The following is a 26,623-nucleotide window of genomic DNA, read 5'->3' on the forward strand; positions in this document are numbered from 1 at the left end:
ACTGTCCCCTTCACCTCAGCGCGTCGGCACCGGGTGTTCGCCGCGATAGTCGTAGAATCCGCGTCCGGTCTTGCGGCCGAGCCAGCCGGCTTCGACATATTTCACCAGCAGCGGGCAGGGGCGATATTTCGAGTCCGACAGCCCGTCATGCAGCACCTGCATGATCGACAGGCAGGTGTCGAGGCCGATGAAATCGGCTAGCTGCAGCGGGCCCATCGGATGATTGGCGCCGAGCTTCATGGCCGTGTCGATCGCGTCGACCGAACCGACGCCTTCATAGAGCGTGTAGATCGCCTCGTTGATCATCGGCAAGAGGATGCGATTGACGATGAAGGCCGGAAAATCCTCGGAGACGGTGGTCGTCTTGTCGAGCTTGTGGACGAATTCCTTGGCGGCCTCGAACGTCTCGTTCTCGGTGGCGATGCCGCGCACCAGCTCGACCAGCTTCATCACCGGCACCGGGTTCATGAAGTGGATGCCGATGAAACGCTCCGGCCGGTCGGTCTGGGCGGCCAGCCTTGTGATCGAGATCGAGGAGGTGTTGGTGGCGAGGATCGCTTCCGGGTTGAGCTGCGGGCAAAGCTGCGCATAAATCTTGCGCTTGACGGTCTCATCCTCGGTGGCCGCCTCGATGACGAGATCGGCGCTTGCGAGGTCGGCCATGGTGGGCGCTGCTTCGATGCGTCCCAGCGCTGCCTGCCGAACCTTGTCATCAAGCTTTCCGCCGGCGACCTGACGGGCGAGATTGCCGCTGATCGTGGCGATGCCCTTCTGGATGTTGTCGCCGGAAATATCGTAGAGTAGCACCTTGTAGCCCGACAGGGCCGAGACATGGGCTATGCCGCTGCCCATCTGGCCTGCGCCGATGATGCCGATCGTCTCGATGGTAACACTCATTACACTGATCCCGTCATGGAGCCTTTTTGGCTCGTCTTTTGTGCAGTGCAAACTAAAAGAGCGGGGAGACTTCGTCTACCCCGCTCCCGTGATTTTGTGCGCTACCCGTTCTAAAGTCAAAGCGCCTTTTCGAGTTCCGGCAGGATGGTGAAGAGGTCACCGACGAGGCCGTAGTCGGCGACCTGGAATATCGGGGCTTCTTCGTCCTTGTTGATGGCGACGATGACCTTCGAGTCCTTCATGCCGGCCAGATGCTGGATCGCACCGGAGATGCCGACGGCGATGTAGAGGTCGGGTGCGACCACCTTGCCGGTCTGGCCGACCTGCCAGTCGTTCGGCGCATAGCCGGCATCGACGGCAGCGCGGGAAGCACCGACGGCGGCACCGAGCTTGTCGGCGACGGGCAGGATGACTTCCTGGAACTTCTCCGCCGAGCCGAGCGCGCGGCCGCCCGAGATGATGATCTTGGCCGAGGTCAGTTCCGGACGGTCATTGTCCGAAAGCCTGTTCTCGACAAAGGTCGACAGACCGGGATTGGCTGCTGCCTTTGTCGTCTCGACCGCAGCCGAGCCACCTTCGCCCGCTGCCTGGAAGGAAGCGGTACGTACGGTGATGACCTTCTTGGCGTCGGTAGACTGCACCGTCTGAATGGCGTTGCCGGCATAGATCGGGCGCTTGAAGGTGTCGGCCGAAACGACCTCGATGATTTCCGAGATCTGGGCGACGTCCAGAAGCGCTGCGATGCGCGGCGAGACGTTCTTGCCGCTGGCGGTGGCCGGCGCGATGATCGTGTCGTAGGAACCTGCAAGCGAAACGACGGTCGCGGCCAGCGGCTCGGCGAGGCGCTGCTCGAGTTCGTCGGCCTCGACCAGCAGGACCTTGCGCACGCCCTTCAGCTTGGCGGCGGCATCTGCCGCTGCCTTGGCGCCCTTGCCGGCGACCAGGACATCGACGTCCGAGCCGATCTTCAGGGCTGCCGACAGCGTCTTGGCGGTCTGGTCCGACAGCGATGCATTGTCATGTTCGGCGATGAGGAGAATTGCCATTTTTGTTTCCCTTTCCTTCCGAACTCAGATCACGCCGGCGGACTTGAGGCTGGAAACGAGTTCCGCCACGTCCTTGACCTTGACGCCAGCCTTGCGGCCACCCGGCTCCTCGGTCTTGACGACCTTGAGGCGCGGCGTGACATCGGCGCCGAAATCGGCGGCGGTCTTTTCGTCCAGCGGCTTCTTCTTGGCCTTCATGATGTTGGGCAGCGAGGCATAGCGCGGCTGGTTGAGGCGCAGGTCCGTCGTCACGATCGCCGGAAGCTTCAGCTCCACCGTCTGCAAGCCGCCGTCGACTTCGCGCGTCACCTTGGCCTTTTCGCCGGCAATCTCGACCTTGGAAGCAAACGTGCCCTGGCTCCAGCCGAGCAGCGCCGAAAGCATCTGGCCGGTCTGGTTGGCGTCGTCGTCGATCGCCTGCTTGCCGAGGATTACAAGACCCGGCTGTTCGGCCTCGACAACGCCCTTCAGAACCTTGGCAACGCCAAGCGGCTCGACTTCGCCGTCGACCTTGACCAGGATGGCGCGGTCAGCGCCCATGGCCAAAGCGGTGCGAAGCGTTTCCTGTGCCTGCTGGGGTCCGATCGAGACCACGATGATCTCCTCGACCTTGCCGGCTTCCTTCAGGCGGATCGCCTCTTCAACCGCGATCTCGTCGAACGGGTTCATCGACATCTTCACATTCGCAAGCTCGACACCCGAGCCGTCCGACTTCACTCGGATCTTCACGTTGTAGTCGACAACCCGCTTAACGGGCACGAGAACTTTCATGTGCTTTTCACCTCTCTGATGACTTTGGAGCGCTCTCTAGCAGAGCGAGGCCCCGTCCATTTGTCGAATGGCGACATAATGGACCAGAAAACGGAAATCCCTATGCGCACTTCCGGTGGCAACTAGGCTTCCGCAAGCGGGCGGACCCTAGTTAGCCACCGAATGCACGTCAATATACGCGACGAACCCAAATCGGTTGAATTCGAGCGATTTACTGCCGGCCCCAACGCGATGCCGGTTGTGTCTCGACGGGGGCAACCGCACTTGGCTGCTCGACCTTGACCGCGCGCGGCGTCACGATCTCCCTGTCGAGGATCGGCACACCGCGCCGGCGCAGGATCAGAACCAGTATTGCGCCGGCGATGATGCCGCCGGCATGGCAGGCCCAGGAAATCTGGTCTTCGCCGCCTAAAGCCAGCATGGAAAACTGGAAAATGATCCACAGACCGAGGGTGATATAGGCGGGAATGCGCAACGGGATACGGGCGAAGGCCAGTATCCAGACCTTCACGCGCGGATGCAAAATGAGATAGGCAGCGACGATGCCAGCGATGGCACCCGACGCCCCGATCAGCGGCATCTGCGAGTCCGGCGCTATCAAGCCATGCACAACGGCACCCGAGATTGCGCACAGCAGATAAAAGATCAGATATTTGATGTGGCCGAGCGCATCCTCGACATTGTCGCCGAACACCCAGAGAAACAGCATGTTGCCGCCGAGATGGAAGATGTCGCCATGCAGGAAGGCATAGGTGACATAGGTCAGCGGCTCCGGCACCAGCGCGTAGCCGGGCGGCAGTTCGGCCAGCCCGAAGGATACGGAGGGTATGTAGCCGAGGCCAAGCACTGTGGCCTGCGCTGCCTGCTCGCTTTCAAAGGCCGTAAACAGGTAGACGATGATGTTGGCTACAATCAGCCCGATCGTCACATATTGATGCTTGATGTATTTGAGGCTGTTGGCATCGTGCAGCGGAATGAACATCGCGGTTTCTTCCGCCCCTTCACTGAATTGTCACCTGTTCTTGCCCGGCACCCATAGCACATCGGCATTTCCGTTGTCATTGACGACACGGGCGGCAACGAACAGGAAATCCGAGACGCGGTTGATGTATTTGATGCCGTCGCGATTGACGTGCTCGGCCGGGTCCTGCGCCAGCGCCACCATGATGCGTTCGGCGCGCCGGGCCACTGTGCGCGCCAGATGAAGGGCTGCGGCTGCCGGCGATCCGCCAGACAGCACGAAGGAGCGCAACGGCTGCAGGTCCTTGTTCAGGAGGTCGATGTCTGCCTCCACCCGCTCCACCTGCGAGGCGATGATGCGCAGCGCCTCATAGCCGAGCGGCTTGCCGTCGTCGGGTGTGGCGAGGTCGGCGCCGAGGTCGAACAGATCGTTCTGGATGCGGGCGAGCATGGCGTCGATATCGGGGTGCTCGGGGGCCGTATGCACGCGCGCCAGGCCGATGCAAGCATTGGCCTCGTCGACCGTGCCATAGGCGTCGACACGCGTATCCGATTTCAGCCGGCGTTCGCCGGTGCCGAGGCCGGTGGTGCCGTCGTCGCCGGTGCGGGTGTAGATCTTGTTGAGCTTGACCATCTGGCTCCCCCCGTTGGTCGAAAAATCAGCTGCGGTTGAAGTAGACCGCCAGCAGGATGAGAACGAGCGCGATGAACTGCAGGAGCACGCGCGCCTGCATCAGCTTGTTCGAGGTGGTGCTGGAGCCGCCGCGCATCATGTTGGCGAGGCCGCGGATCAGCACGATCACCACGATGACCATGACCACGACGGCGAGGATGTTGAAAACGGTTGCCATTGGATTTCCAGCTTCGTTTTTCAGGCCTGCGACGCGAGCACGCGGTAGAACAGCGAAGCGGGCAGGATACGTTTCAGGATAACGCCGATTTTAGCCGGCGTCGTCACCACATAATGCGGTCTCGGTTTCGGCGATAGGAGGGCGTGGCGCAATACCGCATAAACCGCGTCCGGCTTGAGCTTTAGCCGCGACTTGGAACCGCCGGCGCGCAGGCGTGCCAGCTGGCCTTCATAGTCCCTGCGGTGCACCGAGTTCTCGTGATCGATGTTTTTCAGGAACCATGCCAGCCCATTGGAAGCGATCTTCGATTCGATTGGGCCGGGCTCGATCAGTGACACCTCGATACCCGAGCCTTGCAGCTCGGCCCGCATGCACAGCATCAGCCCTTCCAGAGCGTGCTTGGAAGCGGCATAGGCGCCGCGCCATTTGACCGGCGTCAGGCCTAGGATCGACGAGCAATGGACGATGCGGCCGTGACCTTGCGCACGCATGACGGGCACGATACGCCGGGTCAGATCGTGCCAGCCGAAGAAATTGGCCTCGAACTGCTCGCGCAGTGCCTCGACCGGCAAATCCTCGACGGCACCTGCCTGGGCATGTGCGCCGTTGTTGAAAAGCGCGTCGAGCGTGCCGCCGGTGCGTTCCAGCACAGCCGCGACGAGTGCTGAGATCGAATCAGCTTCGCGATAGTCGAGATAGAAAGCCTCAAGGCCCTCAGCCTCGAGTGCGGCGATGTCTTCGAGTTTTCGCGCCGTGGCAAAAACCCGCCATCCATCGGCCTTCAAGGCGCGTGCGCAATGAGCTCCGATGCCCGAGGAGGCGCCGGTTACGATAATCGTGCGCAACTTTTGCGCTGGCGCGGTCGTTGTTCCACCATCACTTGCCATTTGCGGCAAACCCTTCCCATATTCGCGGCCGGGACACAATCGAGGGAAAAGCGCGGATGCAGGCACGTTGAGGAAGATCGTTGCGATCAAGCGTGTGCTTTATGACGCGCTCGGCCATTTCAACTATGATGACGGCTGGTCTATGGCCAGTCATCTGGCGATCTCGGCTCTTATGGCGCTGTTTCCGTTCCTCATCTTCGCCACCACGCTGGCGAGTTTCCTCGGCGCGCAGGCGTTTTCGGAAACCGCGGTGCATCTCGTCTTCGACACATGGCCCGAGCAGATCGCCGCACCCATCGCGCGCGAGGTGGTCAATGTGCTGACGGTACAGCGCACCGACCTTCTCACCTATGGTGTGGTGCTGGCCGCCTTCTTCGCCTCCAACGGCATCGAGGCGCTGCGCACCTCGCTCAACCGCGCCTACCGCGTCACCGAAACGCGAACCTTCATCTATCGGCGCCTCCAGAGCCTGCTGTTCGTGCTGATAGCCACGATCGGCTTCGTCGCCATCAGCGTGCTGTTGGTCCTCGCGCCGCTGCTATCGAGGCTGCTGCGGGCGAATTTCGTCTGGATCGAACCCTATATGGGCACCATCACACTGTGGCGGTTCGTGATTGCTTCAACAGTGATCGTGCTCGGTCTGGTCGCGGTGCATTTCTGGCTGCCGGCGGGCAAGCGCCGCTTCGTCACCATCGTGCCGGGCATCATTTTCACGCTGGTGGCCTGGCTGGTCGGTTCAACGGTGTTCGCCACCTATCTCGACAATTTCTCATCCTATGTGACGACCTACGCCGGCCTCGCCTCGATCATGATCGCGGTGGTCTTCCTCTACATCGTCTCGGCGATCTTCATCCTTGGCGGCGAGTTGAACGCGTCGATCACACGTTATCTGGAAGCACGGGCGCGGGTCACCGCCTGAGCCTTGGGGTTGGCCGTGGCCAGCCCGACGCCGAAGGTCGCCAGCGCCATGCCGGCAAGCTGCACCAGCGTCAGTTGCTCGCCGAACAGCGCCCAGGCCATGATCGCGGTGACCGCCGGCACGAGATAGAACAGCGATGATACTTTCGACATCTCGCCGTCGCGGATCATTATCATCAGCAGGAACACCGCGCCGATCGACAGCACAAGCACCAGCCATGCCATGGCGAAGATCAGTTCGCCGTTTATCGTCACCGTGTGCGTCTCGAAGGCGAGCGAGGCGAGCAGCATCACCACTGCCCCGCCGACATACTGATAGAACGTGCCCGTCACCAGATCGCCGCCGGTGACGAAGCGCTTCTGCCAGATCGTGCCGGCGGTGATCGCGGCCATGCCGACGGTGGCGGCTGTCAGCGTCTGCCATGTCACGCCACCGCCGAGCGTGCCGAGTTTCGGCGACAAAACGACTATGACGCCGACAAAGCCGACTGCCAGGCCGATCCAGTGGCGCGGGCGGATTTCCTCGCCGAGAAGCTTTCCGGCAAAGAGCGCGGTGACCAGCGGCTGCAGGCTGGCGATGAGGGCCGCAAGCCCCGCCGGCAGGCCCTGGTGGATCGCCCAGAAGACACCGCCGAGATAGACGCCATGTATCAGCGCGCCGGCAGTTGCCGCATGCAGCGCCGCGCGGCGGTCCATCCCGCGTGCGCCGAGAATCGCCATCAATGCGCCGAGAATGACGAAGGCGATCACGAAGCGCGCGGCCAGGAACGTAAACGGCTCCGCCCAGGGCATGGCGTAGCGCGCGCCGATGAAGCCGGTGGACCACAAAAGGACGAAGGTGGCGGGTATGAACCGCTTGAGCAGGGGCATTTCGGCGGGCTGGGTCCGTTTGTCGGTGAGATCGCTCTAATGCGAATCATTCGGGCAAGCAAAGTGAAACGGTTGATCCATAGTTTCAGGAGCGTTGAACCGGGTGGGGTTCAAGGGACATGCACGGTCGCCTTCTGGAGGGGCGCTGCATGCTTTGGAATCTCGAACCGGGCTGGCTGATGATGGCCTTTGCCGCCGTTACCGTCATGGCCCTTTTCTTCGGTGCGGCCCTCGACGCAATCATGCGCGATGACGGCTTCGGGCCTATCGGCAACATGGTCATCTTCACCGGTGGATTCTTCGCTGCGATCGTTCTGGTCAATTCGTGGGGTATCAGCCTGCGCGACCTGACCCAGGCCGTGGCAGCGGGCTTGAGCGGCGCCTTCATCGTGATTGCCGTGCTAGCGCTGCTGAAGGCCGGCATTTCCCGTATCTGACTTTTCGGTCAAAAGCCGACGAGACGCCGTACCTCGGCGGGCGTCGTGCCGTTTTCCCTGAGCGTCGCCAGCCCGGTATCGCCAAGGCTTTTCGACAGTTTTCGCCCGTCCGGCCCGGGGATCAGGCGGTGATGGAAATAGACGGGCGCGGGCAGGCCGAGCAGGTGCTGCAACAGGCGCTGGATGCCGGTCGCGGCATAGAGGTCACGGCCGCGCACGACATGGGTGACGCCCTGCAGCGCATCGTCCGCCACAACCGACAGATGATAGCTGGTCGGGATTTCCTTGCGCGCGACGATGACATCGCCCCAGTCCTGAGGACGGGCTTCGATCTCGTTTGCGGCGCTCAGCGTCTCGTCGGCGAATTCGGTCCACGACAGGGGTTCGGCCAGACGCGCGATTGCCGCGTCGGTGTCCAGCCGCCAGGCGAAAGGAGCGCCATCGTCGATGCGTCGCCTGCGCTCCGATGGCGAAAGCGCCTTATCCAGCGCCGGATAGAGCGGCGCGCCGTCCGGGTCGCGCGGCCAGTCGCGCCCGCGCTTCTCGCTATCTGCGATATAGGCGCGGATTTCGCCCCGGCTCATGAAAGCGGGATAGACGAGTTCCTCGCGGATCAGCCTTTGCAGCAACGCGTCGTACTCGGCGAAATGTTCGGATTGCCGTCGCACTGGCTCTTCCCACTTCAGGCCCAGCCACGAAAGATCGCGAAAAATGCTGGCCTCGAATTCGGGCGTACAGCGGGTCGTGTCGATATCCTCGATGCGCAGCAGCAGGCGTCCGCTCTGGGCCTTGGCCAGTTTCGCATTCAACAGCGCCGAATAGGCATGGCCGAGATGAAGCTCGCCATTCGAGCTCGGCGCGAAGCGAAAGACCGGGATGGCAGGAGTGTTGGTCACGGCAGCGGAATTCGGATTGAACGGGTCATTGCCCGATTGCTACTTTGCCGCGCCATAAGGAACAAGAAAAACCATGCGACGCATCACCTCGCTTGACGACATTGCCGACGGGCTCGACGCGCTTTGCATCATCGACCCGCGCCTGACCGCCGTGCGCGCCATGGCCGGCGAGGTGCCGCTGCGGCTGTCGGAGCCGGGCTTTGTCAGTCTGGCCTCGATCATCGTTTCGCAGCAGGTGTCGCGGGCAAGCGCCGACGCGATCTTCGGACGGCTGGTAAAGCTGGTCGACCCGCTGACGCCGCAGGCGCTGCTCGATGCCGGCGAGGAAATGTTTCGCGAGGCCGGCCTGTCGCGGCCCAAGCAGCGAACGCTGCTCGCCATTTCGCAAGCCGTACGTGATGGGCTCGACTTGCACCACCTCTGCGGGCTCGATGCGCAGGAGGCGATCGGCCACATGACGGCGGTGTCCGGCATCGGCCCCTGGACGGCGGAAGTCTATCTCCTGTTCTCGGCCGGGCACCCCGACATCTTCCCGGCGCGCGACGTCGCCTTGCAGACGGCGGTGGGGCAGGCGCTCGGCGTCGACCCCCGTCCGGGCGAGAAAGCGCTCATCGCCCTGGCCGAATCATGGGCACCCTGGAGAGGGGTCGCGGCACGGCTTTTTTGGTCCTACTACCGCGAAACACGAGGTCGTGACGCTGCACCACAGGTGGATATGCCAAAAAAAGCCTGAAATATATGGTTTTTTGGGGCTGTAGATGACAGCGAAACCGCTTCACATCCCTGTCATCTCGGGCTTACAGTATCCGCGCCGAACGGTTCGATGAGCAAGGAGGTTTAGACGTGACGGTTGCCGTATCTCCGGATGGGCTTCCAGCGCTGGTGCTGAACGCGGATTACCGCCCGCTCAGCTATTACCCCTTGTCGCTCTGGTCGTGGCAGGACGCCATCAAGGCTGTCTTCCTCGACCGGGTGAACATCGTTGCCGAATACGAGCATTCGGTGTCGTCGCCGTCCTTCTCGATGAAGCTGCCGAGCGTCGTCAGCCTGAAAAGCTACGTCAAGCCGTCGCGCCATCCGGCGTTCACGCGCTTCAACGTGTTCCTGCGCGACCGCTTCCAGTGTCAGTATTGCGGCACGCCCGAGGACCTGACCTTCGATCACGTCATCCCCCGCCATCGCGGTGGCGCCACGACCTGGGAAAACGTCGTTGCGGCCTGTTCGCCCTGCAATTTGCGCAAGGGCGGCATGATGCCGGCCCACGCCAAGATGTGGCCGATGCAGAAGCCGTATCCCCCGACCGTGCACGATCTGCACAACAACGGCCGGATGTTTCCACCCAACTATCTGCACGAAAGCTGGATGGATTATCTGTACTGGGATGTCGAGCTGGAGCCGTAAAGCACTTTCGGGTTGGAGATCGCTCTACGTTGCCCCCCTCTGGCCTGCCGGCCATCTCCCCCACAGGTGGGGAGATTAGCTTTCATCGCGACTTTCGCCGACCTTCAACGTCTCAGAATATGCGTGACGAGCTAAGCTGCTGATCTCCCCACCTGTGGGGGAGATGGCCGGCAGGCCAGAGGGGGGCAACGTAGAGCGGAATCAGTCAAATGGTATCTGTAGCGCTGGGCTATTTGTTGTCGCTCACGCCTTCCCAGTCGCACCACGAAACGCGATAATCGTCAGCACCAGGCTGGCGATGGCATTCCAGCCGGCAAGCGACAGGCCGAGGATGCGCAGCGCGGCCTTGTCGCAGGACGGCGGGATGACGGTGTTGAGCGAATCGAGCACGCCGCCGGTTCCTCCGGTTACAGGGGCGGAAACCGCGCCGCAATCGGTCGGGCCGGCCCACCAGGCCCATTCGACGCCGGAATGATAGACGCTGAGGTAAAGCCCGTAAGCCATCAGCAGCCCGCCGATGAGCAGCAGGCCGCGCGTGATCACCGCAGGCAAATGCAGGGCGGATGACAGCGCCGCAATCGCCATCAGCGGCACGCCGACATAATAGGGCGTGCGCTGCTCGAGGCAGAGCTTGCAGGGCATGTAGCCGCCGAGATGCTCGAAGCCGAGTGCCGAGCCGACCACCGCCGCCATGCCGACGAGAAGGATGAGCGCGGTCGCGGTCTGGACGCTGCTGGTGGGCTGGGTGAGGGTGCGCGACATGGTCAGGATCCGTTTCGGCGTCAGAGAGCGTATTTGATCACGATATAGAGCAGGATGACTGCGCCGGCACCAGCGCCGGCGATGAGCCCGAGCCGCTTTTCGATGAACTCGCGGATCGGCTCGCCATAGCGGCGCAGCAGCCAGGCGAGGAAGAAGAAGCGCGCCCCGCGCGCGATGATCGCCGAGACGATGAACAGCCAGATGTCGACATGCATAACGCCGGCCAGGATCGTCACCACCTTGATCGGCGGCAGGTGCGCAAGCCCGGAAGTGACCAGCATGAGCAGGATGAAGCCCATGCCCGAACCGGTGCGCAGGGCCTCGAACTCGTCGAACTTGCCATAGAATTCCAGCACCGGCTTGGCGACGCTTTCATAGGCGTAATAGCCGATATACCAGCCGGCGATACCGCCGAGCACCGACGCTATCGTGGCTATCAAGGCATAGCGATAGGCGCGTTCGGGCCGCGAAAGCGCCATCGGCAGGTAGAGCACGTCTGCCGGAACCAGGAAGATCGAGCTTTCGACGAAGGCGATGAAGGCGAGCCACCATTCGGCGGATTTGCGCGCGGCCAGCGACAGGGTCCAGTCGTAGAGTCTGCGAAGCATGAAAGATTCCGTTGGTGGGTGGCTCTGTCTAGAAAGATTTCTATGGCCGCACAATGGCGGTTCCTTCACGAAATCGACAGGGGGCAGTTGACGACACGGGGTCGCACCGTATAGTCCGCAGCCGTCCACCCGAAAGGGCCGGGCCCCCTTGGCGGAATTGGTAGACGCGCCTGACTCAAAATCAGGTTCCGAGAGGAGTGCTGGTTCGATCCCGGCAGGGGGCACCATCGACTGAAAGTCGTATCGCGATCTCAATCGTTTGAACTATGCGGCGGCCGTTGGCGTCCACCCCATTTGGGGGTATCGGGCCTCGCCGCTTTACGGCAATCTCCGCGCATGCAACGCGGGGAGCGTCTGCCTGAAACACTGAGACGGAATGCATCGTCGTTCGCCGGCGGTGCCTTTCCTCGCGGCCTTACCGGCGGAATTGACTTCCCATGTTGGTAGCGCAACGCGGGAGATTTCTATGGCTACTTTGACGGTGAGTTTTCCAGGCGGGATCTACCCGCTGGGCCTCGACTACAATCCCAGCATAGGCGAGCTGGTCAATCTGAACAACGCCACGGTCGTGTCATCATCGGCCACGCAGCGGGTGCTGCAAATGGAAAACGGCCTCAAGATCAAGCTCATTGGCACCGGCTTCACCTATGATGCCCAGGGCCATGTCACCGGCGGTACGCTGACCTCGTCACAGTTGCTGCAGAGCAACGGCACGACAGTCCTCCAGACACTGTCCGGGATCAATCGCCCGTTTGCGGATGTCTACGACGCAGCCGAGACCTTCAGCGGCTGGGATCTCAATGCCTGGCTGATGAGCGGCAACGACACGATCAATGGCTCTGCAGGCCATGACGATCTCTATGGCCACGCAGGAAACGACACGCTCAATGGCGGCGACGGCGACGACTTTCTCGTCGGCGGGGCCGGCAAGGATACGTACAACGGCGGCAATGGCTACGACCAGATCAGCTTCGCCGAATATGAAACGACAGCGCTCCGTGGCGTCAATATCAACGCGGTGACGCGTATCGCGGTGGATCAGTGGGGCAATAGCGAAAGCTTTACCAGCATCGAATCCTTCCGCGGAAGCCAGTTCGCCGATGTCATGCTTGGCTCGGCGGCCAGTGAGCAGTTCATGGGCATGAACGGCCGCGACCGCATCGATGGCGGTGGCGGCATCGATGAGGTCCGTTACCATCGCGACGCCAATTGGGGCGGCAATGCCGGCGTGAACGTCAACCTGACGACCGGCGTTGCCATCGACGGCTTCGGCAAGCAGGACACGCTTCTCAACATCGAAAACGTTCGGGGTACCGCCGTCAGCGACGTGCTCGTCGGCAATGCGGTCAGCAATGTGCTTCGGGGCGAAGCCGGCAATGACTCGCTCAACGGCATGGCTGGCGCCGACACGATGAAGGGCGGAACGGGCAACGATACCTATTATGTCGACAATGCCGGCGACATCGTCGACGAGCTTTCGGACGGCGGAAGCGGCACCGACAGGGTGCTGTCGTCAATCTCCTTCAGCCTTGCCAATACGACCCAGGTGAAAGGCACGGTGGAGAACCTGACCCTGACCGGAACCGGGGCAATCTCGGGTACAGGCAATGCGTCGGCGAACACGATCGTCGGCAACGGGGGCAACAATATTCTCAATGGTGGGCTCGGCAATGACACCCTCACCGGCGGTGCCGGCAGCGACACATTCTTCTTTAGCACGGCGCTGAACGCGTCAACCAACAAGGACACGATCACCGACTTCAACGTGGCTGCCGACACGATCCGGCTGGAAAATGCGATTTTCACCGGCCTGGCTGCCGGAACGCTGACGGCTGCTGCTTTCCATACCGGTTCTGCGGCGGCCGATGCCAATGACCGCATCATCTACAACAAGACGACCGGTGCCTTGCTGTTCGACAAAGATGGTTTGGGGGGGGCTGCCGCGGTTCAGTTCGCGACCATCACGCCCAACCTCACTCTGACGAACGCGGATTTCTTCGTGGTTTGATTGCGGGCGGGGGCCTGCCGGAGCCGTTGTTGCAGTTCCTGCGGCGGCGGCTCCGTGTCCCCATCCCACTCTCGTGCCTATGCGCCAAAGCCATCTGTCGGCCTGCGGCGGAACAATCCTGATCCCATCGCCGTTTCTACCGCGCCCGGCCGACATTGAGAGCCGGTGCGCGTTTCGTCGCCGGGAAATTTCAAGCCATGTCGTTCAACAAGATGTTCACCAGCGCTGCCAACAAGGTTGCGCATGCAGCCGGCATGCCGGCAACCTTCGTCGGCTGTTGCGCCATCATCGTCGTCTGGGCGGCCACCGGCCCGTTTCTCGGCTTCTCCGATACGTGGCAGTTGGTCATCAACACCGGAACGACCATCGTGACGTTCCTGATGGTGTTCCTCATCCAGAACACGCAGAACCGCGACGGCGCCGCGATCCAGGCCAAGCTCGACGAACTCATCCGCGTCAGCGAGGGCGAAAACAAGTTCATCGGCATCGAGCATCTCACCGAGGAAGAAGTCGAGGATTTTCGGCTGAAATGCGAGCAGGCGGCCAAGCGGGCGGATCGTGCTGCCGACCGGGCAAATCGCGCGGTGGCGAAGCAAACGGCCAAGGCTGCGAAGTAGGCTGCTGCCGGTATCCCGTTCAGGCCTTCTTGAGAAAGGCCGTCTTCAGCACCAGTCCCTTGACCTTCTCGGCGTTGCATTCGATCTCTTCGGCGTCGTCCGTCAGTCGGATGTTGCGGACCATCGTCCCGCGCTTCAGCGTCACCGACGTGCCCTTGACCTTCAGGTCCTTGATCAGCGTGACGGAATCGCCATCCTTCAGCACATTGCCGTTGCTGTCCTTCACCACGTCGGCCATGAAATTTCCCTTCCGCGCTTCATATGTCAGCGTCCCAGTAATGGGCACGGGCACCGCGCGCAACATGGCATGATCGCCGGCGTCGATTGACGGCGCGGCTCCTGGCGCGGTATCTGCCACCGGTCGCTCCATCCGGCGATGATTTCAGGGTTCATCCACGGTCCATGCTCGAACGGCGCGACGACTATCAAAGTCTCTACCGCGATTTTCGCTGGCGGATTCCGCAAGGCTTCAACATCGGTACTGCCGTCTCCGATCATTGGGCGGCGCGCGAGCCGGATCGCGTGGCACTTCTCGATTATCGCGCCGACGGCGAAGCCGAGAAGCTCACCTATGGTGAACTCGCCGCGAGATCCAACAGTTTCGCCAACGGCCTGCGCGCGCTTGGCGTTCGGCGCGGCGACCGGGTGGCGCTGCTTCTGCCGCAGTCTTTCGAGACGGTCATTGCTCATATCGCGATCTATAAGCTCGGCGCCATCGCCGTGCCGCTGGCGCTGCTGTTCGGCGTCGAGGCGCTGGAATACCGGCTGCAGACCGCCGGCGTGAAGGCGGTGGTGACCAATTCGAGCGGCACTGCAAAGCTCGCAAAGATCGGCAGCCGCCTGACTGATCTGGAAGCGGTCGTTTCCATTGATGGCGCGCAAGGCGGCGTTCGCGATTTTCACCGCATCGTTGCCGACCATCCGTCTTCCTTCATTGCCGAGGACACCACGCCGGACGATCCGGCGATGATGATCTTCACCTCCGGCACGACCGGCCCACCGAAAGGCGCGCTGCATGGGCACCGCGTGCTTCTCGGCCATCTGCCGGGCGTGCAGACGGCCTATGAATTCCTGCCGCAGCCCGGCGACCTGATGTGGACGCCGGCGGACTGGGCCTGGGCCGGCGGCTTGCTCAACGCGCTTTTGCCTTCGCTCTATTTCGGCGTGCCCGTGGTTTCCGCCCGCTTTGAAAAGTTCGATCCCGAAGCTGCCCTCGGCCTTGTCGAGAAGATGGGCGTGCGCACAGCTTTCATACCGCCGACAGCACTGCGCATGCTGAAGAGCGTGGAGGACATCCGCAAGCGCTTCCGGCTCATGCTTCGCAGCGTCGGGTCGGCGGGAGAATCGCTCGGCCGCGAGACCTATGACTGGGCGCGGGCGGAGTTCGGCCTGACGGTCAACGAATTCTACGGCCAGACCGAGTGCAATCTCGTGCTGTCCTCCTGCGCGGCACTCGGCGTTAGCCGGGGCGGGGCGATCGGCAAGCCGGTTCCGGGGCACGAGGTCGCGATCATCGACGCCGAAGGGCGGCGGATGAAGCCCGGCGAGGTCGGCCAGATCGCGATCCGGCGGCCCGATCCGGTGATGTTCCTGGAATATTGGCGCAGCCCGGAGGCGACCGCGAAGAAATTCATCGGCGACTGGATGACCACCGGCGACCAGGGCATCGAGGATGGCGATGGCTATTTCCAGTTCTTCGGACGCGACGACGATGTCATCACCTCGGCCGGTTTCCGCATCGGTCCCGGCGAGATCGAGGATTGCCTGACCGGTCACCCAGCTGTCGCGCTGGCTGCCGCCGTCGGCAAGCCGGACGCGCTGCGCACCGAGATCGTCAAGGCCTATGTCGTCCTGAAGGACGGCTTCGTCGGCGATGCAGCACTTGGTGACGAGATCAAGCTGTGGGTGCGCGAAAGGCTCTCGGCGCATGAATATCCGCGCGAGGTGGAATTCGTCGATTCCATGCCGCTGACCACCACCGGCAAGGTCATCCGCCGCATTTTTCGCGACAGGGCCAAGCGCGAAACGGGGCGTTGAACAGGCAGGCCGGAAGCTCCGGCCTGCCAGCTTGCTCCTTCATTCCACCGTGCAGGCTACTTCGTAGAGGCCGGGATGGGCCTCCCCGAGCGCCTTGTTGCGCTCGAGAAAGCCGCTCGAAAGCAGGTGCTCGAACACGCGCCGCATGGCGAGCTGGTCACGGGCCTGGGCATAATTGACCACGCGCCGGCCATCGAGACTGCGGTGAAGGCTGGCCGAGATCCAGCCGGGAACCGTCCGGCAACTTTCTGCTGCTTCCTGCAAAAGGTCGATCAATGGCTGCTGGCCGCCGTCCGGCACGATGAACATGTTGATCTGGGTGATGATGCCGCTGTCGGCACGAATGATGGGCATTGGTTTCTCCTTCGGGTAATGCCTGGCGAAGGAGTGCTGATCGAGCAGAGACCCCTGACACGCCAAGCCGGCGCGCATAAGCGCGCGCCTGCTTGCCGTGGGTTTCCGCATGGGGCGGAAACGGAGCTTCCGGATTGCGGAAGGGAGCGGGCTTACCTTTTGCCGCTCCAGGTCCTTTTCGACACCGGCTTTTTATCACCGGCGGTCGTTTGCGGCAATCAGCGCCGCTTGAGCAGGCTGCGCACCCGGTTGCGCAGGATGCGGGCTATGTTGCGCGTCTCGCGGTAGAGGTGAAGCTGGGATGCCGCCTGCCGCGCGGCGCGGTCGGCGTCGGGTGTCAGGCCAATGACGATCGTGCCCGTCTTCTTGCGCTCCGACCACAGCCGGCTCATCACGGGATGGTCGGGCACGGCGCAGGAATCGGTCATCATGATGTTGGGATCGTCGAGATGCTGCCGCGTCACCTCGATCATCAGCAGCGTGCCGGGCGAATAGGCGGCGTATTTCTCGTCATAGGCCGTCTTCCACGTGTAAGCGATGCCGGCCTCGACGAAGACGATCAGCGAGGCGATCACCTCGCCGTTGAGCAGCAGCGAATGCACCCTGCACATATCCTGCTCGGACAGCCGGTGCACGGCCTCGCGGGCGAAGGCGGCGCGGTAGCGGTCGATCGCCATGGCCGTGCGCTGGCGGCCCTTCCAGCCGGCGGCTTCGAGCGTCAGGAAGGCTTCCAGGCCGTGGCGGATGTCATCCTGGCCGCGCGCCACGACATGCTCCAGTCTGCCATGTTCGGCCAGCCGGCGCTTGAGCCGGCGGAATTCGCGATAGTGATGTGAACGCAGCGACGCCTTCAGATAGTCGTCGCCTTCAAGCTCGCTCTCGAGCACGGGCCGCTCGGCTTCGCTGGTGATGACCAGCGGCAGGCCGCGCGCCTCCGAGACCGTGCGCAGGACGCCGGCCACAGCCCCTTCCAGCCGCACGTCCGGCAGTACGAAGACCTTCGGCAACTTCAGATGCGGACGGGCCAGAATGGCGAAGAAATCCTCCAGCACACCCTGCGGGTCGTCGCGATCGACGAGCGGCATGCCGAGCGGGCCGAATGGGCTCGACCATGTCCGCATGATGGGAACGCCGAGCGGCACGCCGGGCCTTTCCACCGAGAAAGGCACCAGCAGGCGCAGCCGGTTGCGGTATTCGTCGCCATCGCGGATGACGGCGAGCCGCACCTCCCGGTCCTCAAGTCGCGGCATGGCCGGCGCGAGAAAGCGCGGATTGAAGAAGACATTCGGCTCGATCGTGCGGCTGCACAGATGGTCGAGTTCCTCGATCAGGTCGAAGCCGGCGGAAGCGGGGTAGATCGCCAGCCGGCGCGGTGGCCGCGTGCTCGCCAGAAGCTCGACATGCGCCGGATCGACGGCCTTGGCCGGCAGCCCGGCGAAGCCGGAAATCATCGTGCCGGCGGGCCCGCCGCTGGTTTCCTCGAGAAGGGGAATTGCTACCATCAGCGGCCTCCCTGCATGGCCGTTGCCGGAATGAAGATCGCCATGACAATGCCGAGCTTTCGCCAGACGGTGAAGGAAAGGGCGCTGGCCTCGAAGATCATCGCCACCGCCGTTGAGATCGCCGCGCCCCACAGTCCGAACTGCGGGATGAACACCACGTTGAGGCCGATGTTGATCGCCAGAGTCAGCGCGTAGACGAGGGCGCAGATGTTCTGGTTGCCGCTCATGGTGAGCAGGCTCTCGCAGGGGCCGACCGCAGCGCGCGCCACCACGCCGAACACCAGCACGAACAGCAGCGGATAGCCGGCATCGAAGCCGGGTCCGAACAGTTTCAGCATGGGCTCGCCGAGCGCAAGAACGGCCAGCGCCATGGCGACCGAGGGCCAGAAGGTCCATGTCACCGTCTCGCGGGCAAAGGCAGCCAAGCGGCTGGGATCGCCATGGGTGAACTGCGCGTAGCGCTGCGCCACGCCGGCCTTGACCGCGAAATAGACGAAGTGCACCAGCGCCAGCGTCTTCACCGTGGCAAAATAGACGGCGACATCTTCCGGGTTCATGTAGGCGCCGACCATCAGCACGTCGGCATTGGTCAGGATGAAGAAGAAGCTCTCGACCAGGAAGATCGGCACCGAAACCATGAACCAGCTCCGGAAGTGCACTTTCTTCGGGCCGGCTGGAACCTTGGCGTCAACGCGGCGCGTGACGCTGACCAGCTGCAGGATGGTCGTCGCATAGGTCGCCATGATCGCGGCGACCACGGCTGTCGTCGCGGTCGGTGGATAGCCGATGAAAAGCGCACCGACCATGAAGACGAGGATCAACACCGGCCGGGTCAGGTAGGTCGGCGACAGTGCCGAAATCGCCCAGGAGTGCGCCCGCGAAATGCCCTGCAGCACATCCGACAGCGCGATCATCGGCATGCAGATGACGCCGAGCAGGAAGGGCACGACGTAATAGTTCTCGATATGCGCCTCGAACAGCCAGATGGCGAGCGCGCCGAGACCTGCCATCAGCGTGGAGGCGACCAGCGAAAAGACGCGGCTGGTGACGAGCACGCCGCGCAGTTCGGCCATGCGGCCCTTTTCGCGGTATTCGGGGATGAAGCGGATGACGGAGGTGTGGAAGCCGAAGCAGGACAGGTTGCCGACGATGATCATCGTCACCCAGACCAGCACGAAGATGCCGTATTCGAAGCTGCCCATCCAGCGCGCCAGCAGCACCTGACTGACGAAGGCGATAAGGGCGCTGACGATGCGGATGGAAAAGGCGATCAGTGACATGCGGCCGGCTTCGCCGCGCTCGTCGGCGGAGAAAAGCGCTGCATCGATCTGGTCAAGCAGCGGCTTCGCGCGCAGCGCAAGGCGCGCGGGCAGCAGTCGCTCGGCAGTCGTTGCCGCGGAAAAACGCACCCCAAACACTCCGATTTCCAAAAAGGACGCTTACGCAAAAGTCTTTAAGAAACGGTTCGGTCTCAGGGTTTTCGCCGAAACGTCTAGCGTTGGGCGGCCACCAGCATCATCATCGGCCGTTCCATTTCATCAGTCAGACCGGGATTTGCAGCAAGCTGTTGCGCGGTCGGGCTCCACTCCTCGACATGCCGGATCGCGAAACCCGCACCGATCAACGTGTTGAGCGTCGTCCCGATGGTGCGGTGCTGCTTGATGACGCCCTTGGCGAACCAGTCCGTTTCACGCGGTCCCTCATTGGCATAGCGGTTGACCGGCCATGTCCTGTTGCCGTCGGCGTCCAGCGACCAGCCGGGATGCGTCGGCGCCATGAAGATCGGATGCTCGATGGTGAAGACGAAATGCGCGCCGGCAACCAGCGCGCGGTGCACCGTCTGCACCAGCCTGCCGAAATCCTCGATGTAGTGAAAAGCCAGCGAACTGTAGGCGAAATCGAAGGACGCCCCGGGCAGTTCGAGCTTTTCCAGATCGGCGATGGCGTATTCGATGTTCGGCTCGGCGGTGTCGGCCCGCGCGCGGGCAATCATGTTCTCCGACAGATCGAGCCCGAGCACATGCGCGGCCCCACGTTCGCGCGCCCAGCGGGCGAACCAGCCGAAGCCGCAGCCGAGATCGACGACGTGCTTGCCTGAAAGGTCCGGAAGCACGGCGCGGATCGATGGCCACTCCGGCGCACCGTCCAGCCCGTGGACGGAACGGTTGAGCTGGCTGTAGCCGGCAAAGAACTCGGACTTGTCGTAGATATTCTGCGCCATTTTTGGGCCTGACTAGTCAGCCACATGGCGCCGCCGGACAGCCAGCCAACAGTTAAGCCGCCTGACTGTTCAGGCGGCTTCGTTTGCTGGCTTCACGTCAGGCGAAAGCACCGTGGCAGTGCTTGTATTTCTTGCCCGAACCGCAAGGGCAGGCCTCGTTGCGGCCGACCTTGCCCCAGGTGCGCTGGTCGGTCGGGTCGCGGTCTTCGGCGGCGACGACGCGGCTGTCTTCCATGACCGCGGTCATGGTGTCGCCGAAATCGTCCTCGCCGGTTGAGGCGTCGATGTGCTGGCCGAAGGTCTGCGGCGCCTGCGGGGGCGGGGCGTCTGCTGCCTCGCGCACCAGTTCGACGCGCATCAGCTGTGCCGTCACCGCCTGGCGCAGATTGCCGAGCATGGCCTGGAACAGCTCGAAGCCTTCCGACTTGTATTCGTTCAGCGGGTCGCGCTGGGCATAGCCGCGGAAGCCGACGACCGAGCGCAGATGGTCGAGATTGACCAGATGCTCGCGCCACAGGTGATCCAGCGTCTGCAACACGACCGAGCGCTCGACATAGGCCATGACCTCGGGGCCGAAGCGGTCGGCGCGATCCTTGGCAACGGCGTTGGCCTGCTCGGTGATGCGCTGGCGGATATCTTCCTCGGCGATGCCTTCTTCCTGCACCCAGTCCTCGATCGGCAGATCGAGATTGAGATACTGGATGACGCCCTCCTTGAGGCCGGCGGCATCCCATTGTTCGGAATAGGCATTTTCTGGAATGTGCTTGGCGACGAGATCGTCGATCACGTCCTGGCGCATCTCGGCGACCGTCTCGGTCAGGCTTTCGCCGTCCATCAGATCGATGCGCTGGCCGAAGACGACCTTGCGCTGGTCGTTCATGACGTCGTCGTATTTCAGCAGATTCTTGCGGATGTCGAAGTTGCGCGCCTCGACCTTCTTCTGCGCCTTTTCCAGAGCCTTGTTGATCCAGGGATGGATGATGGCTTCGTCTTCCTTGAGGCCGAGCTTCTGGAGCATGCCGTCCATGCGCTCGGAACCGAAAATGCGCATCAGGTCGTCCTGCAGCGACAGGAAGAATTTCGAGCGGCCCGGGTCGCCCTGACGGCCGGAGCGGCCGCGGAGCTGGTTGTCGATGCGGCGGCTTTCGTGGCGTTCGGTGGCCAGAACGTAGAGGCCGCCGGCAGCGAGTGCCTTTTCCTTCAAGACGGCGATGTCGTCGCGGATCGCCTTTTCCTTGGCCTCGCGCTCCGGACCTTCCGGCATGTCGCCGAGCTCTTCTTCGATGCGCATCTCGGCGTTGCCGCCGAGCTGGATGTCGGTGCCGCGGCCGGCCATGTTGGTGGCGATGGTGATGGCGCCGGGCTTGCCGGCCTGGGCGACGATCGAGGCTTCGCGCTCATGATGGCGGGCGTTCAGAACCTGGAAGTCCTTGAAACCGTCCTGGCGCAGGCGCTCGGCAAGCTGCTCCGACTTCTCGATGGAGGTCGTGCCGACCAGCGTCGGCTGGCCCTTGGAGCTTGCTTCCCGGATCTCCTTGACGATCGCCTTGTATTTTTCCTCGACGGTCCGGTAGACCTCGTCGTCCTCGTCGATGCGGAGCACGGACTGGTTGGTCGGCACTTCGGTGACTTCGAGACCGTAGATGTTGCCGAATTCTTCCGCTTCCGTCGAAGCGGTACCGGTCATGCCGGCGAGCTTCGAATACATGCGGAAATAGTTCTGGAAGGTGACCGAGGCCAGCGTCTGGTTTTCCGGCTGGATGGCCACGTGTTCCTTGGCTTCCAGCGCCTGGTGCAGGCCTTCGGAGAAGCGGCGGCCCGGCATCATGCGGCCGGTGAACTCGTCGATGATGACGATCTCGCCATCCTTGACGATGTAGTCCTTGTCGCGCTGGAACAGGCGGTGAGCCTTCAGCGCGTTGTTGACGTGGTGGACGATGGCGACGTTCTCGACGTCATAGAGCGACTCGCCCTTCAGGTGGCCGGCATCGCGCAGCAGGTTTTCCAGCTTCTCGGTGCCGTCCTCGGTGAAGATCGCGGTCTTCTGCTTCTCGTCGACCTCATAATCTTCGGGCGTCAGCTGCAGCATGAAGGCGTCGACGGTGTTGTACATCTCCGAGCGGTCCTCGAGCGGGCCGGAAATGATCAGCGGCGTGCGCGCCTCGTCGACCAGGATCGAGTCGACTTCGTCGACGATCGCGTAATTGTGATTGCGCTGCACCATCTGGGCGCGCTCATATTTCATGTTGTCGCGCAGATAGTCGAAGCCGAGTTCGTTGTTGGTGGCGTAGGTCACGTCGCAGGCATAGGCCTCGCGGCGCTCCTCGTCGCTCATGCCGTGGACGATGACGCCGACGGTGAGGCCGAGGAACTTGTAGATGCGGCCCATCCATTCGGAGTCGCGCTTGGCGAGGTAGTCGTTGACGGTGACGACATGGACGCCCTTGCCGGTCAGCGCGTTGAGATAGACGGGCAGCGTGGCGACCAGCGTCTTGCCCTCGCCGGTGCGCATCTCGGCGATGCCGCCGCCATGCAGCACCATGCCGCCGATGAGCTGAACGTCGAAGGGACGCAGGCCAAGCACACGCCGTGCTCCTTCGCGCGCCGTTGCGAATGCCGGGATCAACAGGTCGTCGATGTCGGCGCCATTGGCCAGGTCCTGCCGGAACTGGTCGGTGCGGGCGCGCAGCTCATCGTCGGTGAGCGCGCGCAATTCATTTTCCATCGCATTGATCGCCTCCACCCTGGGGCGCGTCGACTTGACGCGGCGATCATTGGAGGAGCCGAAAATCTTACGGGCGATGCCGCCGAGACTGACCATCAAAGGGCCTTTCAATTCGAATCTTGCCGGCGGTGTGCCGACTTAACCCGCTATCCTACTAACCGGATCAGGTTGAAACAACGAAAAGCGCCCGGGAAAACGGTTCTGGACGCAAAGTCGAAGGACAGATAAGAGGGGGCACAAGCGATGTCAACGTGGCAGCGTTGCTGTCTGTCGCGCCAAATTCGGCCACAATTGTGCTGATTTGAAAGTTCTTCCAATCCCCACCGGAGTGTTTCTGATGCCCTTTTCGTTCCGACGCGCCTCTTATGCCGGCCTGGGCGCTCTTATCGCGCTTGCAGTTCCGGCGGCCACGCAGGCCGTTGCGCAGGAAACCAAGCCGGCTGCCGCTGCGCCTGCGCCCGAGGCTGCAAAGCCGGTCGATCCCAAGACGGTCATCGCCACCGTCAACGGCCAGACGATCACCGAGGCCGACCTCGAGCTGGCGCTGGGCGACCTCGACCAGCAGTTCGCCCGGCTTCCGGCCGAGCAGCGCCGCGCCGCAGCGCTTTCGGCGACCATCGAAATCCAGTTGCTGGCAGCCGAGGCAAAGAACAAGGGTCTCGACAAGGATCCCGAATTCCAGCGCCGCATGAAGTTCCTGCAGGAACGCGCGCTGCACAGCGCCGTGGTCGAATCGGAAGTGTCGAAGAAGATCACCGACGAGGAAATCCGCGCCCGCTACGACAAGGAAATGGCTGATACCCCGCCTGTCAACGAGGTTCATGCCCGTCACATCCTCGTGAAGACCAAGGAAGAAGCGGACGCCATCATCAAGCAGCTCGATGGCGGCGCCAAGTTCGAGGACATCGCCAAGGAAAAGTCCACCGATGCCGGCTCCGGCACCAATGGCGGCGATCTCGGCTTCTTCGGCCCCGGCCAGATGGTGCCGGAATTCGAGAAGGCGGCTTTCGCGCTGGAAGTCGGAAAATATACCGAGCAGCCGGTGCAGAGCCAGTTCGGCTGGCACGTCATCAAGGTCGAGGACAAGCGCACCCAGCAGCCGCCGGCTTTCGAGCAGGTCAAGGAGCAGGTCCGTTCGCTTCTCCTGCGCGACAAGTATTTCGAGCTGGTCAAGTCGCTGCGCGGCGCGGCCAAGGTCGATGTCGCCGATCCCGAACTGAAGAAGGCCGTCGACGCGATGGAAGCGGCGAAGTAATTTTATTCTCGCGCCTGACCTCGTCAGGCTACAGAGTTTTGAGCAGGGGCTGCGGTTATTCGCGGCCCTTGTTTTTTAGGTAGTCGGCTGGTTAAGCCTTCACCGCCGACCCGCTCAGCCGCCAAGCCGCCAGAAAACCTGCCAGCGCCATCGGCAGCGCGGTTATGAAAACCCAGAAAGCGGTCGCCTGCGCCGTCTCGACCGTCAGACCGGTGCCGAAGCCGACAAGATTTGCCGTTGCGCCGGCGATTGCCGCACCGACAGCGCCGCCCGTCTGGCGCACGGCGATGAAGGCCGAAGCACCGATGGCGCGATCCTCGTCTGAGAGCGCACCCAGAATCCGCCGGCTCATCAGGCTCGACGAAAAGCCGAAGCCTGCCCCCAAGGTGGCGGCAGCGAGGATTACGAACGCCAGCGGCGCCTGATGCAGCACCACCGCCAGCAGTGCCACGCCGGCCAGGATGCAGCCGCCGCCGATGCGTATCCAGCGTCGCTCTCCTACCATGCCCGCCACGCCGGCGACCGCAACGGCGGCAAAGGTCCAGGAAAGCGCCTGTACGCCCACCACATAACCGGCGAACAGCGGCGAAAGGCCATGCAGGGTCTGGAGAATGGCCGGGCCATAGACGGTCAGCCCCATGGATGACGCCATCAGCGCGAACATTGCGGCGTAGCCGGCGCCGCTGATGGTTCGCAGGTCACCGGCGCGATGCGGCAGCAGGCGCACCTTGGCCTTGGCGTCGATCCGCAGCACGAGGGCGAGGATCGCCAGCCCGGCTGCTACGAGGCCGAGTGCTGCCAACGGTTGGCCCATCGTGTCGGCCAGCGAAATGGCTGCGACGCCCAACCCCAGCGTGCCGAGTTGCAGCCAGGGAATGCCGCTTTCGCCTTGCGAGCGGACGGTGCCCTTGAGCAGGAAGGGTGTCGCGGCGCTGAAAATCACCGCCTGGATGGCAAACATCCAGAACACCGATCGCCAGTTGCCGGTTTCGGCAAACAGCCCGCCGACCAGCGGCCCGAGTATGGTGGCGACGCCCCAGACGCCGGAAACTCCTGCGAATACCCGCGCCAGATGCCGTTCCGGGAAGAGGACCGCGATGGCGACCATGGCAAAGCCGGCGGTCCAGCCGCAGCCTACGCCTTGCAACACCCGGCCAGTGAGGAAGATGCCGATGGTCGGGGCGGCGGCGCTGAGCACGCAGCCAGCCGCCAGCACCAGGCCGGCGATGGCGGTCGCCAGGCGGAGGCCGAATATCTCCGAAAGCCGCCCCGCGCTCGCGCCCGCCAGAATGGCGCCGACGAGAAAGCCCGCGACAGCCCAGCTGAAATAGGCGTAGCCGCCGAGTTCTGCGCCGACGCTCGGCATGATCGTGGCCGTGACAAGCGCGTCGGCGGCGTTCAGCCAGATGCCGAGACAGATCAGCGCGAAGCGCGGCAGCCTGCCTTCAGCGAGCAGGTCGGCCCAGCCGGTATTTGCCGGCGCGGGTGCTTCCATCGTTTGCCTCCACTTATGGAGACCGGCCTACCCCGGCATTGCTGGCGTCACAATGATTCAGCGTGGCTAAAACGCGTTGTCCAGCCGCGCCAGCCGGGCAAAAATCCTGCTTTTCGACGCTTGGCTTGGCGTCAGGAGGGGGCTTTCCCGCCTTGGGCCGGTTTCGTCACCCCATTCAGGATGACGCCAACAGCCCTGCGAATCGTCGCCTCGTCCTCGTCGATGCGCCCCGTCAACAAATGCACCCAGGCGTATGATGCGACGAGATCGGCGATCAGCGTCGGCTCGACATCGGCGGCAACTTCGCCGCGTTCCTTGGCGCGCTGGATCATGCGGCCAGTGTGTTCGCGGCGGCTGCGGCCATAGTCCGAGAGTGCCGTTGCTGCGGCCGTGTCGGTCTGGGCCTCGGCGATGATTGAGCGGAAGATGTTGCCGGAAGGCGTTTCGCGCCAGTGCCGGAACAGCGACTTCAGGAACAGGACGAGGTCTTCCTCGATGCTGCCCGTATCCGGATTGTCGACACGCTTCTGGCGCTGGTAGACGTCGATGAGCAGGGCGGCCTTGCTCGGCCACCAGCGATAGATGGTCGGCTTGCCGGCACGCGCCCGGCGCGCCACTGCCTCGATGGAAAAGCCGGCATAGCCCGCTTCCACCAACACCGCTTGCGCCGCCTCGCGGATCGCGTCCGCGCTTGCCGGGTTGCGCTTGGCACCGATCGAGCGGCGCGCTTCTTCGGGGCTGTCTGACATCGCTTCCACCTCGCTCCTCACATTTCCTTAGCATGAGGACTTGACGAAACGAAACGGCCCGTTTTATATAACGGAACGTTCCGTTTCGATTATATAGGAGAGGCGCATGTCCGCCACCACCAGTCCCAACCGCTTTTCCCGTCCGCGCTTTGCGCTGCTCGTGCTGCTCGGCGCCTATCCGCTGCTCACCACGCTGCTCTATGTCGTCTTCCCGCTGACCGATGGCTGGACCATCTGGCAACGCACGCTCATCGTCGTGCCGGTGATGGTCTCGACCATGATCTGGGTGCTCATTCCCGGCGTGCAGAAACTGTTTCGCGGCTTCATAAATCCGGCCCGCTTCTGATTCGCGGGCA

28 protein-coding genes and 1 tRNA gene are annotated in these 26,623 nt (G+C 62.9%); 10 read left to right on the top strand and 19 right to left on the bottom strand.

Features of this window, described 5'->3' with window-relative positions; genetic code table 11:
- Window positions 1-15: 15 nt before the first annotated feature.
- The 7 genes from G6N74_RS27810 to G6N74_RS27840 form a co-directional block, all read right to left on the bottom strand.
- Window positions 16-897 (bottom strand): 3-hydroxybutyryl-CoA dehydrogenase, encoded by an 882-nt coding sequence (locus G6N74_RS27810; protein ID WP_165121245.1) that lies wholly within the window; start codon window positions 895-897, stop codon window positions 16-18.
- A gap of 116 nt (window positions 898-1,013) precedes the next feature.
- Window positions 1,014-1,943: an electron transfer flavoprotein subunit alpha/FixB family protein gene (locus G6N74_RS27815; RefSeq protein WP_165121246.1), complete on the bottom strand. Its 930-nt coding sequence runs from the start codon at window positions 1,941-1,943 to the stop codon at window positions 1,014-1,016.
- Window positions 1,944-1,967: 24 nt separating this feature from the next.
- Window positions 1,968-2,714 (bottom strand): electron transfer flavoprotein subunit beta/FixA family protein, encoded by a 747-nt coding sequence (locus G6N74_RS27820; RefSeq protein ID WP_165121247.1) that lies wholly within the window; start codon window positions 2,712-2,714, stop codon window positions 1,968-1,970.
- Window positions 2,715-2,925: 211 nt separating this feature from the next.
- Window positions 2,926-3,696, bottom strand: a complete 771-nt coding sequence (locus G6N74_RS27825) for a rhomboid family intramembrane serine protease (RefSeq protein ID WP_165121248.1) — start codon at window positions 3,694-3,696, stop codon at window positions 2,926-2,928.
- Window positions 3,697-3,726: 30 nt separating this feature from the next.
- On the bottom strand, window positions 3,727-4,308 hold the full coding sequence (locus G6N74_RS27830; protein ID WP_165121249.1) for a cob(I)yrinic acid a,c-diamide adenosyltransferase: 582 nt from the start codon (window positions 4,306-4,308) through the stop codon (window positions 3,727-3,729).
- A 25-nt stretch (window positions 4,309-4,333) separates the two neighbouring features.
- On the bottom strand, window positions 4,334-4,525 hold the full coding sequence (locus tag G6N74_RS27835) for a twin transmembrane helix small protein (protein ID WP_165121250.1): 192 nt from the start codon (window positions 4,523-4,525) through the stop codon (window positions 4,334-4,336).
- Window positions 4,526-4,545: 20 nt separating this feature from the next.
- Window positions 4,546-5,412 carry an SDR family oxidoreductase gene (locus G6N74_RS27840; protein ID WP_165121251.1) on the bottom strand — a complete coding sequence of 289 codons (867 nt, stop codon included), beginning with the start codon at window positions 5,410-5,412 and terminating at the stop codon, window positions 4,546-4,548.
- A gap of 67 nt (window positions 5,413-5,479) precedes the next feature.
- On the opposite strand from G6N74_RS27840, the gene G6N74_RS27845 reads away from it, so the two are divergent.
- Window positions 5,480-6,331 carry a YihY/virulence factor BrkB family protein gene (locus tag G6N74_RS27845; RefSeq protein ID WP_246246014.1) on the top strand — a complete coding sequence of 284 codons (852 nt, stop codon included), beginning with the start codon at window positions 5,480-5,482 and terminating at the stop codon, window positions 6,329-6,331.
- On the opposite strand, the gene G6N74_RS27850 is transcribed toward G6N74_RS27845, so the two are convergent.
- Window positions 6,298-7,200: a DMT family transporter gene (locus tag G6N74_RS27850; protein ID WP_165121253.1), complete on the bottom strand. Its 903-nt coding sequence runs from the start codon at window positions 7,198-7,200 to the stop codon at window positions 6,298-6,300. The genes G6N74_RS27845 and G6N74_RS27850 overlap by 34 nt on opposite strands.
- 149 nt (window positions 7,201-7,349) lie before the next feature.
- On the opposite strand from G6N74_RS27850, the gene G6N74_RS27855 reads away from it, so the two are divergent.
- Entirely contained in the window at window positions 7,350-7,637 is a 288-nt protein-coding gene (locus tag G6N74_RS27855) for a hypothetical protein (RefSeq protein WP_165121254.1), read from the top strand.
- A gap of 8 nt (window positions 7,638-7,645) precedes the next feature.
- Here the strand turns inward: G6N74_RS27855 and gluQRS are convergent, their stop codons facing one another.
- Complete coding sequence (gene gluQRS / locus G6N74_RS27860) at window positions 7,646-8,533, bottom strand: tRNA glutamyl-Q(34) synthetase GluQRS (RefSeq protein WP_312857937.1); 888 nt, start codon at window positions 8,531-8,533, stop codon at window positions 7,646-7,648.
- Between the two features lie 73 nt (window positions 8,534-8,606).
- Between gluQRS and G6N74_RS27865 the strand changes: the two genes are divergently transcribed.
- Window positions 8,607-9,266 carry a DNA-3-methyladenine glycosylase family protein gene (locus G6N74_RS27865; RefSeq protein WP_165121255.1) on the top strand — a complete coding sequence of 220 codons (660 nt, stop codon included), beginning with the start codon at window positions 8,607-8,609 and terminating at the stop codon, window positions 9,264-9,266.
- 110 nt (window positions 9,267-9,376) lie between these two features.
- Complete coding sequence (locus tag G6N74_RS27870) at window positions 9,377-9,934, top strand: HNH endonuclease (RefSeq protein ID WP_165121256.1); 558 nt, start codon at window positions 9,377-9,379, stop codon at window positions 9,932-9,934.
- A gap of 243 nt (window positions 9,935-10,177) precedes the next feature.
- On the opposite strand, the gene G6N74_RS27875 is transcribed toward G6N74_RS27870, so the two are convergent.
- Together G6N74_RS27875 and G6N74_RS27880 are read right to left on the bottom strand one after the other, a co-directional pair.
- Window positions 10,178-10,696 carry a disulfide bond formation protein B gene (locus G6N74_RS27875; protein ID WP_165121257.1) on the bottom strand — a complete coding sequence of 173 codons (519 nt, stop codon included), beginning with the start codon at window positions 10,694-10,696 and terminating at the stop codon, window positions 10,178-10,180.
- Between the two features lie 20 nt (window positions 10,697-10,716).
- Entirely contained in the window at window positions 10,717-11,304 is a 588-nt protein-coding gene (locus tag G6N74_RS27880; protein ID WP_165121258.1) for a YqaA family protein, read from the bottom strand.
- Between the two features lie 142 nt (window positions 11,305-11,446).
- On the opposite strand from G6N74_RS27880, the gene G6N74_RS27885 reads away from it, so the two are divergent.
- From G6N74_RS27885 to G6N74_RS27895, 3 genes are all read left to right on the top strand, one after another.
- Window positions 11,447-11,531, top strand: a tRNA-Leu gene (locus G6N74_RS27885).
- A gap of 239 nt (window positions 11,532-11,770) precedes the next feature.
- Window positions 11,771-13,312, top strand: coding sequence for a calcium-binding protein (locus G6N74_RS27890; RefSeq protein ID WP_165121259.1), 1,542 nt, complete (start codon window positions 11,771-11,773; stop codon window positions 13,310-13,312).
- A 197-nt stretch (window positions 13,313-13,509) separates the two neighbouring features.
- Window positions 13,510-13,929, top strand: a complete 420-nt coding sequence (locus G6N74_RS27895; protein WP_165121260.1) for a low affinity iron permease family protein — start codon at window positions 13,510-13,512, stop codon at window positions 13,927-13,929.
- Between the two features lie 19 nt (window positions 13,930-13,948).
- Here G6N74_RS27895 and G6N74_RS27900 read toward each other — a convergent pair whose 3' ends face one another.
- On the bottom strand, window positions 13,949-14,167 hold the full coding sequence (locus tag G6N74_RS27900; RefSeq protein ID WP_091910057.1) for an alkylphosphonate utilization protein: 219 nt from the start codon (window positions 14,165-14,167) through the stop codon (window positions 13,949-13,951).
- Window positions 14,168-14,331: 164 nt separating this feature from the next.
- Between G6N74_RS27900 and G6N74_RS27905 the strand changes: the two genes are divergently transcribed.
- Complete coding sequence (locus tag G6N74_RS27905; protein WP_165121261.1) at window positions 14,332-15,966, top strand: acyl-CoA synthetase; 1,635 nt, start codon at window positions 14,332-14,334, stop codon at window positions 15,964-15,966.
- A gap of 39 nt (window positions 15,967-16,005) precedes the next feature.
- Here the strand turns inward: G6N74_RS27905 and G6N74_RS27910 are convergent, their stop codons facing one another.
- The 5 genes from G6N74_RS27910 to secA form a co-directional block, all read right to left on the bottom strand.
- Complete coding sequence (locus tag G6N74_RS27910) at window positions 16,006-16,320, bottom strand: antibiotic biosynthesis monooxygenase family protein (RefSeq protein WP_165121262.1); 315 nt, start codon at window positions 16,318-16,320, stop codon at window positions 16,006-16,008.
- A gap of 218 nt (window positions 16,321-16,538) precedes the next feature.
- Window positions 16,539-17,822 carry a GNAT family N-acetyltransferase gene (locus G6N74_RS27915; protein WP_165121263.1) on the bottom strand — a complete coding sequence of 428 codons (1,284 nt, stop codon included), beginning with the start codon at window positions 17,820-17,822 and terminating at the stop codon, window positions 16,539-16,541.
- Window positions 17,822-19,231, bottom strand: coding sequence for an oligosaccharide flippase family protein (locus tag G6N74_RS27920; RefSeq protein ID WP_165121264.1), 1,410 nt, complete (start codon window positions 19,229-19,231; stop codon window positions 17,822-17,824). Before G6N74_RS27920 ends, G6N74_RS27915 begins: the two co-directional genes overlap by 1 nt.
- 83 nt (window positions 19,232-19,314) lie before the next feature.
- Entirely contained in the window at window positions 19,315-20,043 is a 729-nt protein-coding gene (locus tag G6N74_RS27925) for a class I SAM-dependent methyltransferase (RefSeq protein WP_165121265.1), read from the bottom strand.
- 97 nt (window positions 20,044-20,140) lie between these two features.
- Complete coding sequence (gene secA / locus G6N74_RS27930; RefSeq protein WP_165121266.1) at window positions 20,141-22,864, bottom strand: preprotein translocase subunit SecA; 2,724 nt, start codon at window positions 22,862-22,864, stop codon at window positions 20,141-20,143.
- A 241-nt stretch (window positions 22,865-23,105) separates the two neighbouring features.
- Between secA and G6N74_RS27935 the strand changes: the two genes are divergently transcribed.
- Window positions 23,106-24,023: a peptidylprolyl isomerase gene (locus G6N74_RS27935; RefSeq protein WP_165121267.1), complete on the top strand. Its 918-nt coding sequence runs from the start codon at window positions 23,106-23,108 to the stop codon at window positions 24,021-24,023.
- A 91-nt stretch (window positions 24,024-24,114) separates the two neighbouring features.
- Here G6N74_RS27935 and G6N74_RS27940 read toward each other — a convergent pair whose 3' ends face one another.
- Together G6N74_RS27940 and G6N74_RS27945 are read right to left on the bottom strand one after the other, a co-directional pair.
- Window positions 24,115-25,518, bottom strand: a complete 1,404-nt coding sequence (locus tag G6N74_RS27940) for an MFS transporter (RefSeq protein ID WP_165121268.1) — start codon at window positions 25,516-25,518, stop codon at window positions 24,115-24,117.
- A gap of 131 nt (window positions 25,519-25,649) precedes the next feature.
- Window positions 25,650-26,267, bottom strand: a complete 618-nt coding sequence (locus G6N74_RS27945) for a TetR/AcrR family transcriptional regulator (protein ID WP_165121269.1) — start codon at window positions 26,265-26,267, stop codon at window positions 25,650-25,652.
- 106 nt (window positions 26,268-26,373) lie between these two features.
- On the opposite strand from G6N74_RS27945, the gene G6N74_RS27950 reads away from it, so the two are divergent.
- Window positions 26,374-26,613 carry a putative antibiotic biosynthesis monooxygenase gene (locus tag G6N74_RS27950; protein WP_165121270.1) on the top strand — a complete coding sequence of 80 codons (240 nt, stop codon included), beginning with the start codon at window positions 26,374-26,376 and terminating at the stop codon, window positions 26,611-26,613.
- The last annotated feature ends 10 nt before the right edge of the window (window positions 26,614-26,623 follow it).

Source organism: Mesorhizobium zhangyense (genome assembly GCF_011045115.1).
GTDB lineage: Bacteria > Pseudomonadota > Alphaproteobacteria > Rhizobiales > Rhizobiaceae > Mesorhizobium_M > Mesorhizobium_M zhangyense.